Here is a 14,255-nt window from a genome sequence, read left to right on the forward strand (position 1 = left end):
CCTCCTTAGTTCACAACGGATCGTGCTGTATCATAGCTTGAGAATGTATATTGCTCAGGAGTAATGGATTCTAATAGATTTGTAACGAGAGCTGCATTCTCATCCTCTTGTGCATACTCTTTTCTCCAATCAACCAATTCCGCCAAGGATGCACGTAATATTTGCTTGCACTGCTCGGATAAGTTTGCAAATTCTTGAATGATTTGATCTTTTCTTTTTTGAAGATTCTTTTTCCCTAAATAGAAGTAGACAAAGCAAAAGATAGCAAATACAAATAGGAATGGCGCACCAAAGCCCATAAGCGTAAATAAAATACCGCCTGCTAAAGAAGCCCAATGCTTCAATGTTAGCTTCACTTGTTTGATGGCCTGTTCTTTCCGTTCTTCAAAATGACTTTCAAGTGATTGAATTAATTCTTGTTCATTGGATCCATCCTGTGTGACTCCCGTCCATTGATCGATTGCCAGTTCTACATCAACAGGAACACCCGCACGGTTTTCAGCAGTTATATCATCATGAGCACTTTTAATCCAATCTTTTGATAACGCAATTGAAAACTTTTGTGTTGCCAGTGAAGCGTTTGAAACCTCCGGATGCATGGCAAAGTTTGTTAAAAGCTGCGTAAAGGAAACTCGTTCCTCTAGTGTTTTCTCTTCTTCAAACAGCTTTTGTGCTCGATCGCGATCTCCATTTTCTTGAATAATTAATGATAATAGTCTCTCATCTCTGCGAAGAGGAAGCTCTTCATCATCAAATTTCGAAACGAGCGTGTCAAGTAAAGCATCTACCGCATAGGCAATGCTTTTTTCCAGCGTAATCTCTCTTGCAAAAATATCATTAAAATAGTCGTAAATAATTTTATGAAGTTTTGCCCCTTCAAGACTCTCCTCTAATTTCGGCCATGTTGGGCTATATTCTTTCAAATACGGATACGACTGATCGTTTAGTTTTTGCAATTTCGACTCCAGCGCAACCTTCCATTGATGATGCTGCTCTTCCACAAAACCAACTTTCTGAGATAACTCCTCTATCCAAGACTCGATTTGCTTTCCGCATTTCATCCGGGCATCCGGACCGAAGATTCCATTTGTATAACCATCTATTAAAATAACAATCTCTCTTTCCAAGCTATGTGGATCTTGCAAGCCAAAATAGCGTTCAAGCCATTCTCTGCTTGCTTTGTATCTGGCTCCGCGACGAGTTACTAATGCAAAGAATAAGGACGTTTTTTCATCATCACGGCGAAGAGCCTCGAGCATTGCTTTTTCAGCCAATTCTTTATTATCGTTCAGCCAAGCGGAAAGCGCAATTAAACACGGAGCTAACCAGTAGTGGGGAGCAGCTAACATATGCTCTTCCGTTGTGTTCTCAATCGTTTCTTTCTTTACAAGGCTTACGTCAACTGCTTGAAGTATTCCCGTTACACGACGTCGTATTTCCGCGTAATGCCCAAATTTCGTTTCAAGTTCTTGACGAACCTTTACAATTCTCGTTTCAGCCAGCTGGACATTTTTTTCTAATTGATCTTTTCGAACAAATTCATGAAATTCCCGGATAAGAGCATCTAAATTGGCTCTTGTATCAATCACTTCACTATGTACTGCATTGACTTGATCGGATACGTAGGCTACTCCATTTTCTAATGAACGTAGACTTGCTTCAATTCTGCTTAAATCAGCATGATGGATAATTCGTTCTGATGACATATTTTCTTCACCCCTGAATTACTGCAACATCACCGTTTTTTGTAACAGCCCGCAGTGTATCACTATATACTTCGATAAACGCATAACCAGGATGCAGCGCTATACTTCTCGCGCGATCCATTTGCGGCGGGAGAGCCTCGCCTCTTTTATAATGCTGGACAATATCCAATTTCACATCTAACGTATGAACCTCATATGGATTTCCTAAATAACACTTCGCAATGATCCCGATTGGGTATTGGTAAGGTGTTAATTCAGGAAATTCGCTTTGTATTGCTTGTTTCAGCTCTTCAATCTGAGCATGACTGCAAGTTACCCCGCCTGCATCCAGCTTTGTTATAGCATTTACATAGGCTTCCGAACGTTTTTGCCGTAAACGCTTTTCTAATGCCAGACCAGTTAACTCTACAGTTGTACGGGAAACTTGTGAAGGAGTTACGCTCAAATCTACCTTTTGGTTCACATTCGTATGAATAATCGGCCGTCGCATTTTTTTCCTCCTCTTAGTGTGAAAACAAAGCTTCTGCGATCCAAAGTGTCATTTGGGCAGACATTCACCGGAAATGCCTATTTCACCTCCTAATAAATTACTATATGGTAATATTTATTAATATATTATTAGATATGGAAATTTTACTATAATACATTAGCATTTGGAATTCATTTTACAAAAAATCTTACATTTTTCTACAATTAGATCCAACAAACTACCTTTTTCTAGAAAAAATATTGTCGAAAAATTTTTGTAGGTTTAAAAGTGAAATTTATGGTAAAATTTTCAGGCAACTATTTTTCACATAAAAAGGGAGGATGATCAATATGAAGAAGGCAGCTAGAGTAATAGCACTCATACTAGCATTGTTCGTTGTATCAGCCCCCATCAATACGACGGTGAATGCTTCAACTATTAACCAAGTGAAATGGGGAAAGATGTATTTAAAGAAAGGAATGATTGGCAAGCTTATCATTCTACAAAATACAAACATCTATTCAAAAGGTAAAAATGGAAATTTAATAGTTGCAGCAAGAGCAAAAAAAGGACAGGAAATAGGTGTATATACTTTTAAGAATAATCTATATGGGGTAGGCGGAAATCGATACATAAAGAAAACTTCAGCAGTCAAGTACCAAACTCCATCAAAGCAAATGTTATCAAAATTAAGAGTAGTTACTAAAGGATTAAAGCTAAATCCTAAAAAGACTTATGTCTATTACGATTATACTGACCATGTGAAAGATACTTGGAACTACACAGGAACAGATAATAATAGATGGGACCTTTGGACAGTTTCGAGAGAAAACGGAGAAAAGGAATATTATGCTTATAAAGAAGATCAAAAGAATATGGCTTTTGGACCTCAAAACTCAGAAATCATATTAAAAATTCCTTTTCCTTTAACAGTTAACAAAAAATGGGAATATTTCGTATACGAAGGTGATCCTGTAGAAAAGTTTACAGTCACGTCTTTATCAAAAGATGTAAAAACACATGCAGGTACATTTAAAAATGTTATTGAGATCAAAAGTTCTTTTGGTTATGTCTTTTATTTTGCTGAAGGTACCGGACTTGTACTTTCTGTAGATAAAAGCGGGAAAAGACTATATGAGTTATACAAAGTGTACTAAAAAGGAGTTTTGTAACTAATCCCATTTCGTTGGGATTTAAGAAAAAAAGGAGGTATGACGATGAAAAAATGGATTTTCGGTGCAGCCGTCTGCTTTGCGCTGATGTTTAGCAGTTTCTTTCCTCATGAAGCATCAGCAAAAGTTATATGGGACGGCATGGAATTAAAGAAAGGGCAAATCGGTAAAGTAACCATCTTAAAACAGACAGAGCTTTATCAACTGAACGGTACGGAAAAGACTATTTTAAAAAAATTAAAACCGGGTGAAGTGTACCGTATTTATCAATTTCTTCCTGGAAAACTAGGACTTGGCGGCGGAAAATTTATTGACCGTGACAATCGAATCAAATATCAAACTCCATCAAAAGAAAAAATACAAGCATTAGGGGTAAAAATTACAAAACATCGTTATCAAAATACCTTTGATTATCCTCAAGTGACAGGCTTAATCAGCAAATCTGCTCAAGATAAAATCAATGAAACAATTAAAAAACATGTCCGCGCATCTTACAATGCTATGATTGAATTGGAAGAGCAGGAGAAAGAAGACCGCGAAAATTACTACGATCCAGATACTGATTATGAATTTTGGTATGACTATGATTACAGTATGTCATATGAAATTAAATACAATGAAAATAATCTGCTAAGCATTTTAATATACGATTACTCGTATACAGGCGGTGTTCATGGATTGACCTCCGTAACATCCTACAACTTTAATGTATTAACAGGACAGCAATTAAAACTGGGCAATGTCGCAAAATCCCAGACAGCTTTGAATAAGATTAAAAAATACGCGATTACCGATTTAACTAACCGCGCAAACCGCGGGGAAATGATATTCAAAGAATACTTACATGATATGAAGATTAACAACGAACGCCCATTCTATTTCACTTCGAATGGTATTGTCATCAAATTTTTCGAATATGAAGTGGCCGCATATGCAGCGGGAATGCCTGAAGTCAAAGTTCCATATTCTGTATTTAAATAGGTATTAAGTAGGGGCCAGGCCCCTATTGTGCATTAACGCTTTAGAGCAGAAACGTAGCAACTGTCAAAGAATAAAAAGGAGAGCGTGGCTCTCCTTTTTGAATTAAAGCAAAAAATTTACAATTTAAGGAGTGTTGTTTTTGTTTAGGAAATATAAGTTAATAGTTTTTATAACTAGCTTTCTTTTATTATTTACTTTAGTTTTCCCTTTTACCCCATCCGACGTTAAAGCAGCAGAAAACTACTACACAAATACAAATCAATTACAATTAGTTGAAACAATAACATTGTACGATAGTCCGACAAGTAAGCCTTTATCAGCTAAAGTTGCTCCACAAACGGTTAACGTGATTAGTAACTGGGTAAAAATTAAAACATGGTTGGGAGAAAAATGGATTCATCTAACAGAAAGAAAAGTTCAAATTAAACTGACGGAAATAACAGACTTATATGATCAACCAAACGGGAAAAAGAATCAAGCTTTAGCTCCGCAAACAGTAAACGTTTTAGAAGAAAGCAATGGTTGGTTTAAAATTAATACTTGGATTGGAGAAAAATGGATTCATCCATCCAACGCGGTCATTCTATTAACCGTCAATCAAACAACATCGCTATACGATTCACCAGAAGGAAAAAAACTAAATGCATCCATTGCCCCACAAACTGTAACTGTTATAGAAGATTGGTATAAAATTAACACTTGGCTTGGTGCAAAGTGGATTATGTTGAATGGAAGCGAGTCTGCATCTAAACCTCCAACCGGAAATTTTAGTGAAAAGGATATTTTCGCTGAAGCACTTGCGTTTACCCTTGGAGTTGAAGGGGGATATGTAAATGATCCAAGTGATTACGGTGGTCCAACAAATTTAGGTATCACCCAAGACACATATAATCGTTATTTAGCTTTAAAAGGTAAAAAATCAAAGAACGTAAAATATATTACTTTTGAAGAAGCAAAGGAAGCATATTATTTACTTTATTGGAAGCCTTCTAATGCCCATCGTATGGATAGAGCACTAGCAATCGTTATGTTTGATACAGCAGTAAATTTAGGTCTTCATGGAGATGCTAAGAAAGCCGGCGGCGCCATTAAGCATTTACAAAAAGCGCTAAACATTACCGCAGATGGAGTGTGGGGGCCTGCGACTGAAAAAGCGTTTGCTGCGGTGCCAAAATCAAAACATAACGAATTAGCCCTTAAAATTATTAGCTATAACAAAGCATTCCGTTATGAGCGTGTCAAGCAGGATCCAAAACAACGAAAATATTTAGAAGGATGGCTTAATCGAGACAATAAATTAGAAAATTATATTAAGAGAATCATCAATTAATTGTTGTTTTCTATATCATTCCGCACGATTAAGCGGAACCATTCGAAAAAATGAATCTCAATATATCAAACCAATAAAAGGAGAGCATATTCCCGATATATTTCAGGAACCCCGCTCTCCTTTTTCATTCCATATTATATCCACTAAAATAACCGTCAATATTTGGACTCATCGTTAATTCAGATAAAGCACTTTCACCTTATCCAGCAGCTTTTTCGAAGGAGTTTCATATTTTACATGCTTAGGCATCTTCGTCACAAAGTATCCTCCGCCTAATCCATATCGTCCGCCATATAGGTTATCAAACGTGTATACACGATATTGCTCGCCCGGCTTTAAGATTCTTACAAACTGTAGCCGCTGATCTTTGTCTCGCTTCCACAAATTAATAGGCTTCTGAACTGTGATTCTTCCTATCTGTCCTTTCTTTAATTCCGAATTTCTCCACATGACAGTGATTTTAGTCTTAATGGAAACTAATTCTACAAAATCAGGATCAAATGTCGCGTTAGGCCGATAAGACTTAATCAAACCAACATGTTTTGCATAGTAACTATACGCACCATTACTTTCTTTTACTTCCACGACATTTTTGAATGTCCCTGCTCTTATTTTTATAGTTTTTGTTACGGAAGTAATTTTACAAATAATTTTCTTCCCCTTATCATCCGTATGCGACCAAGTTGTTCCTACTCTGACTGGATATGCTAGATGCAAGAAAGAGAATTTTTCATTATCAAGGTTTCCAATTATAAGACCAGATTTGTTCTCTTTGTAATACTTTGTGAAATGCTGGTCATGGTCATACGAGTAAATGCCTTTCCATATGTACTTCCCGTCTTTGACATAGCTAAACTCCTGAGTACTAGATCCTTCCGAATGGGCAAACTTTAATATTTTTGTTGTGTCAGGCATGTAGCTGTCATACCCACTCGCATAAGCTTTCCCAGTGAACGGCATGATCGTGAAGATACTGACAGCGGCTAACAACAATACGGAATGAAAAAGCTTAGATTTTTTAATCTCTCTCCCCTCCTCGTAATAAGGTATTCTCGGGGAAGGAAAGATACTCCTTCCTTTTTTGATAGAAAATACAGAAAATTTGAAATTATATATCTGAAATCTATTCAAAATTGGAGCGAAGGCTCATAACATTCTCTTGATCATGACACAGAGAGAGTAACCCCCTTATCTACTAGCGTTTGAGTAAATTGTTTGTGGGTAAAAGAAAATAACCTCTTCATAAAGTGAAGGATGAGGGTATCCTTCACCTTATGAAGAGGCTGCCAAGTTATCGTGGTAAATTGAGCAAAAAAAAGATGATCCCTCTTATTGTACAGTAGAGTTAGAAAGGTGGGAGTTGCTTCAAGGGATGCCTAACAATATCCGGGTGCGAAAGATAAGAAAGAAGAAAACGTATGCGAATGATTAGGATTAAAATAATAAAAAAGTAAAGTTCAGTCATCTTTAATGCCATTTATACGTTTTAATCGGTAATATTTTTTCTCTACTGAAAGCGTTGTTCTATTTAAGATACTAGCTATTTCTTGAAAAGTTTTTCCGCTTGCAGCTAATTCTATTAATTGTTTTTCTTCCTGGGTTGTCCAGTTTCTGTAATTTCGCACATTCTTTTTTTGTTTTCTCTCTTCCTTTACCCAATCAGGCTCTGGAGGAAGGGAATTAAAAGCCAATTTTGAAAAATCGATTCTATCCTTATTTTCATAAGCCCATTTCCAAAACTCTTCGATATCAATAAATGTAAATTTCTTTTTATATCTTGTTACTCTTTGTCTAAAAGGCAATCCGTGCCGATTGATCCAGCCGAGAACTGTATTTCGGTCAATTTGCAATGTTTTCGCCAATTCTCCCGCTGTAACCATCCCCGTACTGGCTTTTGTGTTGGATGTCCCCCTTTTTCTTATTAAGGTAATTTCGAGAGACTTAGGCTGTCGTCCCAGTTTTTTTGCTATCGATTTTAAAGATTGTCTACCCAAATTATCTTCTATGTAACACAGTTCTTTTTTTGAAAGCATAGTAAATTTATCAATCTTCCTTTCTAGACATTATATTCGTGCTCTTGTAAGTGTATTGCCATTTCTGATAAGGAACTGTTTAAAGCAAACTTATACGAGTTCAAGGGAAATCGATGTCGGAGAGCTTTATATATTACTTTTTGGTTTTTGGTAGGAAAAAAAGAAAGGATTTGCTTTGTTGCAAAAATCACACAATTTGATATTCATAATCATGTTCTAAAAGCTTCTGATATGCTATGGAAAGGTTTTGCAAACATTCTATTCTTAACTTTTCATCGCAAACAAAATCATACAGCAATTCATGCTTTAAACTTGAATATTTTTCCATTATAGAATTTTTCGCAAACTGCTTCTTTTTTGCATAATCTAGCATTTCTCTTTCAAAAAACTCTACCGTACCAAATAGAACAGTCATTGGGATCTTATCCTTTCCGTGTCTGATCTTATGATATTCTTTTTTCTACTTTCCTTACTTATTTCTACATTCCTTTTTAGATCTACATTAAAAAAGTCCGCCAAAAAGATTGGCGGACAAATATGTTAAAAGAAACATCCTTTAACATATTAAAAAATAATCCGATCTTTTTGGCAACCCGACTATCATAGCACCAAAGTGCCTTAGACTCGTGGCTTTGCGTCCCTATCTTTCGATAAGTTTGCCCTTAACATTTGTTACTTTTATACTAAAACTATATCATTATTATTTCAACAATATTCGCCCCTTTTTAACAAATATTTTACTTTTTTTACATATTTGGACCTAGGATTTGAGCCACTCTGATTACAATTAAGAAAGGAACGACTATACGAATTTAGTAACTTGAAAATCAATAAAAAAGACCGCATAGCGGTCTTTTCCGTTATCGCACATTGGAGATGTACTGTGCGTATACGTAGCCTTTTCCTTTGCCATATTGGATTTCGTACCAGGATCCCGTTTTCCGAAGAACCATTACAGTCTGGTTTTTCTTTAAAGATCCAAGTATTTTCCCAGAGTTCGATGGTGTGGAACGGACAATTAATGCAGCGGTATTTACCGTTCCTGTCATTTTCTTACCTGTTTGGTTTTGTTAGAGTATAAGAAGCCTCAGCTGAACGTTTGTTATTGCTTGCATCCGTTACTGTAATAACAAATGTATATTTTCCGCTGCTTATTTTAGAAGCATTCAAGGATGCCCATTGGACCCCGGCTTGTTTTTGGGCGTTTTTGGCAAGGTAGGTCAGGATTTTTCCTTTCGAATCTTTTACATAGACAGCCACCTTAGCGGCCTCATTAATCTCATATCGAAGGAATATTTTGTTTGTCTTTGAGTCAAAAGAGGTTTTTGTATTTTTAATAACAGGTGCCGTTGTATCCTTTGGAACAGACTTTGTTAATGTAAATGGAACGGCTGTTGAACTGCGGTTGTTGCTGCTATCCACCGCGATGATAGCAAATGTGTATTTCTCATTTTTTATGTTGGATACACTCCATACCGTCGAATGCAGACCTGCCTGCTTTTGAGAACCATTGACAAGGTAAGTTAAAATCTTGCCGTTTTGATCTTTGACATACACAGTCACTTTCGCTTTTTCATTAATAACAAAGCTAAGTTTTACCTGCTTGGTTTTTGAATCGTAAGATGTCTTTACATCTTTAATAACTGGTGCCCTCATATCTTTCGCAGGTGCCGGTGTTGGCACTGGTGCCGGCTCGACTGGTTCAGGTTGCTCAGGTGCTGATTTGTACAGTGTTGCCACGCTCGTTTTTTCGTAATAGAAAGTAAGAATGTCTTTATAGGTTTTACCAGCTTCAGCTGCATTTTTGGCTCCATACTGGCTTAGTCCAACACCATGTCCGTATCCCTTTCCGGATACTTTAATCGTATTAGCCGCAGTATCAACAGTGTCTACGAAATAGCTTTTCATTAAACTAGGACCAACGATCGCCCTGATTTTCGAAGCAGGTACGTTGACCAATTCAAGACGTCGTGCCAACGCTTTTCCTTGTTCCCTGATTAAAAATTCGATCGCAATGCTTCCTTTGCTCACCCTTCCTCCAGAGGTTTTACTATGAAGGGATAAAGCAGGAACAGCTGTAATTTTAATATCTTTGTTTGCATACCCATTCGCTCGCAGCCAGGCTTTCATATTGGTCAGAACCTTTGATTGTTCGGCTTCTTTTATAGCAGCCCACCATTCGTCTGCGTTTGTAAGATCCAACTTAGCAATGTCAATTTGTTTCTTTTTAATGCTGAAGCTCCACTCGGATTGCGGATCAAACGGATCGTCTTTGATCGTCAAATATGGCAGGGCTGCAGTTCCCCATGCATTCGTGTTTGACTCAGTCTTTCCTCCATTGCTTGACGAGAAGACAGCACCGGCACCGATCGGTGTTCCTCCATAAGTGATCACTTGGCCCTCGGTCGCTTCAACTGCTTTCGTTGATTTTTCGTGCCATGCGTAACCGCCGTATACCTGGTAGCTTTGCGTATCGTCAACGATTTTGCCTATGTATCCCATTGCATATGTCCGTGCCGCAACTGCCTGTGCCTTTAGCGCTTCTATATGCCATAAAGCCGGCATTTCGGAAGGCACGACCCCTTTTAAGTATTCTTCAAGTCCGATCGCGTTAATGGGCCGAACGTACTTCCCGCTTTCGATCGTAAAAGTGAAACTACCTAAATATTTTCGGCCATTAATCGAAAGAGGACCGTTCCCCTTCATTGGTTTGGCTTCAACCTGTGAGGCTTTGCCAACTTCGTTCGAACCTTTTAGTACAACAATATTGCTGCCGCTGACTTTCAGAGTATACGTCTGATTGGCTTCCAGTTTTTTGTTTGCTAGATTCGTTGTGTAGGTAACATCGGGTATAATCGTAATCTGGGATTTATTGCCAAGATAGTTTTTTAGTTTTACCCGAATAACCGGCTCTTCTGCCGCCTTTACAGGTACACCCGGCAAAAATGCCAGGGTAAGAACCATCACTAGAGCCCACAACATTCCTCTCTGCAGTTTTATCACTTATTAACCCCTTTCTTGTAAAATTTATGAAAATAATAGTAACTTATCCAAAAATATATATCAATTAACTACTATTACCAAATTGATAGTCTCTATGAATGTCCTTCTATTATATCGACAGGGTTTTGCTTTGTTTAAAGTGTAAATAAGCAGATTGATATTTGTAAATTTTTCCTTTGGATAATTGTAAAGGGCCTGGCCCCAATTTTTTGATTAATAAATGAATTTATGTTTAAGCAAAAGTGTTTGAGAAATTTCGTGTGTCAACCATAGAATGAAGAATTTCATAATACTCCTCATCCAGCATTTTGTTGCAAATCCCCCAATAATAACCGAAAACGTTATTAATCTTTGTCTTCTTGAGTTTTATGTTCCGAACTAATTGCTTAAATGCTTTTACTGCCAATTCAAGCTTGTCCTCTTCTGTGTAATAAGAAAGGCATCGAGTACTTACTTGAACAACCTTGTAAAATTCCTCTATCTTCTCAGCATCATCGAAAAAGCATTTTACAAGATTCGTAAATGCAGAAGGGATTTTATTACTAACGAATGAAGAGTTTAGCGCTATCATACGTTCATTTTTTAGATTGATAGTTTTAATCTTTGATGGTTTCTTATTAGGTGCGTCAATTGATACTGCTTCCGCTGCTTCATTTAAAATAGGCTGCGTTTCTTGCTTTGTTGGATATTTTTGAAAAACATAAACGCTGTGACCTTGTCTGCCATTTTTGGACTGAGTATGAATGATATGAATAATGCCGAACCTCTTCGCTTTCCTTAACATACGTTCAAAAGTTGAACGGCTAATCCCACCCTTTTCAGAATGTTTATGGGTAGCAGATACAATCGTTTGAATCTTTGCGTTGCAAACCCCAGGAATCTTTGCAGAAAAGCGAACAAGCCTCTTTAATGCGATTGTTTCACTTTTCGTAAACTGATCCTTTAAATCTGTCATCCACTGTTCAAAATGATTATTGAAATCCTTTATATCATAAAACTGCGATAGTTCTTTAAAATCTTCAATTCTCCCCGACCGCATAAAAAAATGCCCCTTTCTTTTTGGGGCATACTATTACAAATTTATCAGATTGTTAATCAACACTTGGTTTTCTGCCCCAACTTCTTTCCACTTGTTATATATAGAGAAAGAAGGCAAAAGGACATGGTGACGGCTAGTTTAAAGGTAATAGTGTTTTCCAACTCCTATATCATTAATATGTTGGTGGAACACTCCATTAGGCATGGAATTCATGCGTTTATCGTTTGGTCATAATTCTCCCTCAGGCGCTTTATATCTTCTTTAGGCGGCAAACCAAACATGCGGGAATATTCACGGCTGAATTGTGATGGACTTTCGTATCCTACCCGGAATGCCACATCAGCGGCATCTGTTGACTCGGATAGTAAGATGCGACGGGCTTCCTGCAGTCTCAATTGTTTTTGAAACCTAATAGGACTCATAGCTGTTACCTCTTTAAAGTGTCTATGAAGCGAAGAAACACTCATATTCGCTATTTCCGCAAGCTCCTCAATCTTAAAAGACCTATCATAGTTTTTCATGATATATTCGATAACGTCACTGATTTGATAGGCAGAGCTTCCTTTTATTGCAATTTGCCCCAGCGCAACTCCATGTTGTCCTTGCAGAACTCGATAAATGATTTCCTTCGTGACAAGAGGAGCAAGTACCGGAATATCCTTTGGATTGTCTAGCAAATGAACTAATCTGGATACAGCGTCCAACAGAGATAGCTCTATTTGGCTGACATACATACCTCGCTTAGCATTTTCTTTCTGGTCAACTCCAATTTGAGAATCACGCAAAACCTCTAAGATTTGACTTGGCGTAAATTCAAGTTTGAGAGCCAAATAAGGAACTTCGGAAGAGGCTTCAGTGACTTGTCCGGTAATTGGCAAGTTAACGGATGCAACAAGATAATCTGCAGGTCCGTACCTAAAGCGCTCCTGTCCCAGCAATACTTCCTTCATACCTTGAACGACTATGCATAAGGAAGGCTTGTGAACTCCGTAATTTGGTCCGGTAACATTAGAGTAACGAGAAAAAAATAAAGACGGAATAGCAGTCGCGTGAGAACCGTCCCGACCTGTGTGACGCTCAATAAGTTTGACAAGCTCAACCTGCTGTTTATAGATTTGTTCAGACATATGAACCCCCTTGTTTCTTTATGTTGCTAGTTCCATTCTAATGCACTTTCGCCTGTTGCATAAGTATTGTGAGAGGATTAGGCAATCATTTGAGACGAATGTGATACCAGTCGGTTTTTCATATATTGCATAATAAGGATGCCCAAGTTTTTGTCACAACTTTATTTTTATAGATAAGGAGTAGATAGACCACCATGAATAACACTTGGAAAATCTACATGCTAACCCTTATCAGCTTCTTGGTTGGTACGTCACAATTCGTTATCGTTGGCATTCTGGACAAAGTAGCTGATTCTGTAGGTGTCTCGGTATCGGTGGCTGGACAGCTTATCACAGTATTCGCACTCGCCAACGCAATTGGTACACCAGTTTTCATGATGGCTACTTCGAAAATGGATAGGCGTAATCAATTACTACTGGCTCTTGTCATCATATTGCTCGGAATTGTTTCAACTCTTGCGCTACCGGGATTTGACTTCCTGATGGTTTCGCGCATTGTACTCGGAGTAGGAACAGGCATTTTCGTCGTCACTGCCTATGCTACTGCTGCGAATCTGGCGCTTCCTGGACGACAGGCTGGAGCGATGTCCAACATCTCATTGGGCTTCAGTTCCTCCCTTGTTCTCGGTGTTCCCATCGGACGCGTCGTCGCTGCAGCATTCGATTGGAAGGTGATCTTCTGGGGCATTGGATTTTTTACTCTGTTAGGAATTTTCGCCATTGCAAAAACGATTCCATACACAAAAGACGAAGAGCCCATTCCTCTAGGCAAGCAACTCGCCCTGTTAAAGAATCCAAAGGTCGCATTCGCCCTTGGCGTAACATTGTTCGTATTTATCGCCTATTCAGTGGTCAATACGTATATCACCCCCTTCCTGACTTCTGCCATATCAATAAGTGGAAGGGGAGTAAGCGTCATTCTCTTCGCTTTGGGAATAGCAAGTTTGTTCGGGTCCAAACTTGGTGGCTTTCTGGCGGACCGGCTCGGCACTGCCCAGACACTCATTGGAAGCATGTTAGTACAAGCTCTCAGTCTTGCATTGGTGTCCGCCCTCTCAGGTTCAGTAGTTGTCGTCATTTCGTTACTCATGCTTTGGACGATTGCTGCTTGGGCGTTCGGACCAACCCAGAACTTCAACCTACTATCAGTTGCTCCTGAAGCGTCCGGTATAATTCTTAGTCTGAACAGCACATTTGTGCAGCTTGGCTTTGCAGCAGGCGCTGGTATCGGGGGAATCGCCGTGGATAGCTTGTCGATACTGGTGATTTGTTGGATCGGTGCTGCTGCGGTCATGGTCGCACTCTTCGTCGCTGTCGCATCATTAGGGCTTACCCGTACATACATCAAAATAAAATGAGTGACTTCACACTTTATATTAATAAACAGGAGGATTT

The 14,255-nt window shown here is 38.3% G+C and carries 13 protein-coding genes and 1 riboswitch; of the genes, 4 read left to right on the plus strand and 9 right to left on the minus strand.

Translation table 11 applies throughout. The features are described from left to right. Positions 1-5: 5 nt before the first annotated feature. Together BMMGA3_RS15080 and BMMGA3_RS15085 are read right to left on the minus strand one after the other, a co-directional pair. Positions 6-1,706: a hypothetical protein gene (locus tag BMMGA3_RS15080; RefSeq protein WP_003346663.1), complete on the minus strand. Its 1,701-nt coding sequence runs from the start codon at positions 1,704-1,706 to the stop codon at positions 6-8. Positions 1,707-1,713: 7 nt separating this feature from the next. Continuing rightward, positions 1,714-2,196: a hypothetical protein gene (locus tag BMMGA3_RS15085; protein WP_003346665.1), complete on the minus strand. Its 483-nt coding sequence runs from the start codon at positions 2,194-2,196 to the stop codon at positions 1,714-1,716. Between the two features lie 320 nt (positions 2,197-2,516). Between BMMGA3_RS15085 and BMMGA3_RS15090 the strand changes: the two genes are divergently transcribed. The 3 genes from BMMGA3_RS15090 (at position 2,517) to BMMGA3_RS16835 (ending at position 5,658) form a co-directional block, all read left to right on the plus strand. After that, the gene (locus BMMGA3_RS15090; RefSeq protein ID WP_259674471.1) at positions 2,517-3,332 is read left to right on the plus strand and encodes a hypothetical protein; all 816 of its coding nucleotides are present in this window, start codon (positions 2,517-2,519) and stop codon (positions 3,330-3,332) included. Between the two features lie 60 nt (positions 3,333-3,392). Beyond that, positions 3,393-4,328: a DUF3298 and DUF4163 domain-containing protein gene (locus BMMGA3_RS15095; protein WP_003346670.1), complete on the plus strand. Its 936-nt coding sequence runs from the start codon at positions 3,393-3,395 to the stop codon at positions 4,326-4,328. 139 nt (positions 4,329-4,467) lie between these two features. Further along, on the plus strand, positions 4,468-5,658 hold the full coding sequence (locus tag BMMGA3_RS16835) for a glycoside hydrolase family 108 protein (RefSeq protein ID WP_003346672.1): 1,191 nt from the start codon (positions 4,468-4,470) through the stop codon (positions 5,656-5,658). A 174-nt stretch (positions 5,659-5,832) separates the two neighbouring features. On the opposite strand, the gene BMMGA3_RS18850 is transcribed toward BMMGA3_RS16835, so the two are convergent. The 7 genes from BMMGA3_RS18850 to BMMGA3_RS15130 all read right to left on the minus strand — a co-directional run bounded on the left by BMMGA3_RS18850 (position 5,833) and on the right by BMMGA3_RS15130 (position 12,860). Continuing rightward, complete coding sequence (locus BMMGA3_RS18850; RefSeq protein ID WP_412150505.1) at positions 5,833-6,573, minus strand: alpha-amylase; 741 nt, start codon at positions 6,571-6,573, stop codon at positions 5,833-5,835. Between the two features lie 542 nt (positions 6,574-7,115). After that, positions 7,116-7,652, minus strand: coding sequence for a MerR family transcriptional regulator (locus tag BMMGA3_RS15110; protein WP_237712806.1), 537 nt, complete (start codon positions 7,650-7,652; stop codon positions 7,116-7,118). Positions 7,653-7,878: 226 nt separating this feature from the next. Further along, positions 7,879-8,106, minus strand: a complete 228-nt coding sequence (locus BMMGA3_RS15115) for a hypothetical protein (protein WP_003346678.1) — start codon at positions 8,104-8,106, stop codon at positions 7,879-7,881. 169 nt (positions 8,107-8,275) lie between these two features. After that, a riboswitch (cyclic di-GMP riboswitch) is annotated at positions 8,276-8,362 on the minus strand. 189 nt (positions 8,363-8,551) lie between these two features. After that, positions 8,552-8,740, minus strand: coding sequence for an SH3 domain-containing protein (locus BMMGA3_RS17620; protein WP_081485648.1), 189 nt, complete (start codon positions 8,738-8,740; stop codon positions 8,552-8,554). 4 nt (positions 8,741-8,744) lie between these two features. After that, a complete protein-coding gene (locus BMMGA3_RS16840; RefSeq protein WP_003346679.1) occupies positions 8,745-10,694 on the minus strand; it encodes a SpoIID/LytB domain-containing protein in 1,950 nt (649 codons plus the stop codon). Between the two features lie 232 nt (positions 10,695-10,926). After that, positions 10,927-11,733, minus strand: coding sequence for a hypothetical protein (locus BMMGA3_RS15125; RefSeq protein ID WP_003346681.1), 807 nt, complete (start codon positions 11,731-11,733; stop codon positions 10,927-10,929). A 209-nt stretch (positions 11,734-11,942) separates the two neighbouring features. After that, entirely contained in the window at positions 11,943-12,860 is a 918-nt protein-coding gene (locus BMMGA3_RS15130; protein ID WP_003346684.1) for an AraC family transcriptional regulator, read from the minus strand. Between the two features lie 194 nt (positions 12,861-13,054). Between BMMGA3_RS15130 and BMMGA3_RS15135 the strand changes: the two genes are divergently transcribed. Next, positions 13,055-14,218 carry an MFS transporter gene (locus BMMGA3_RS15135; protein ID WP_003346686.1) on the plus strand — a complete coding sequence of 388 codons (1,164 nt, stop codon included), beginning with the start codon at positions 13,055-13,057 and terminating at the stop codon, positions 14,216-14,218. The last annotated feature ends 37 nt before the right edge of the window (positions 14,219-14,255 follow it).

It is taken from the genome of Bacillus methanolicus MGA3 (assembly GCF_000724485.1).
Taxonomy (GTDB): Bacteria; Bacillota; Bacilli; order Bacillales; family Cytobacillaceae; genus Bacillus_Z; species Bacillus_Z methanolicus_A.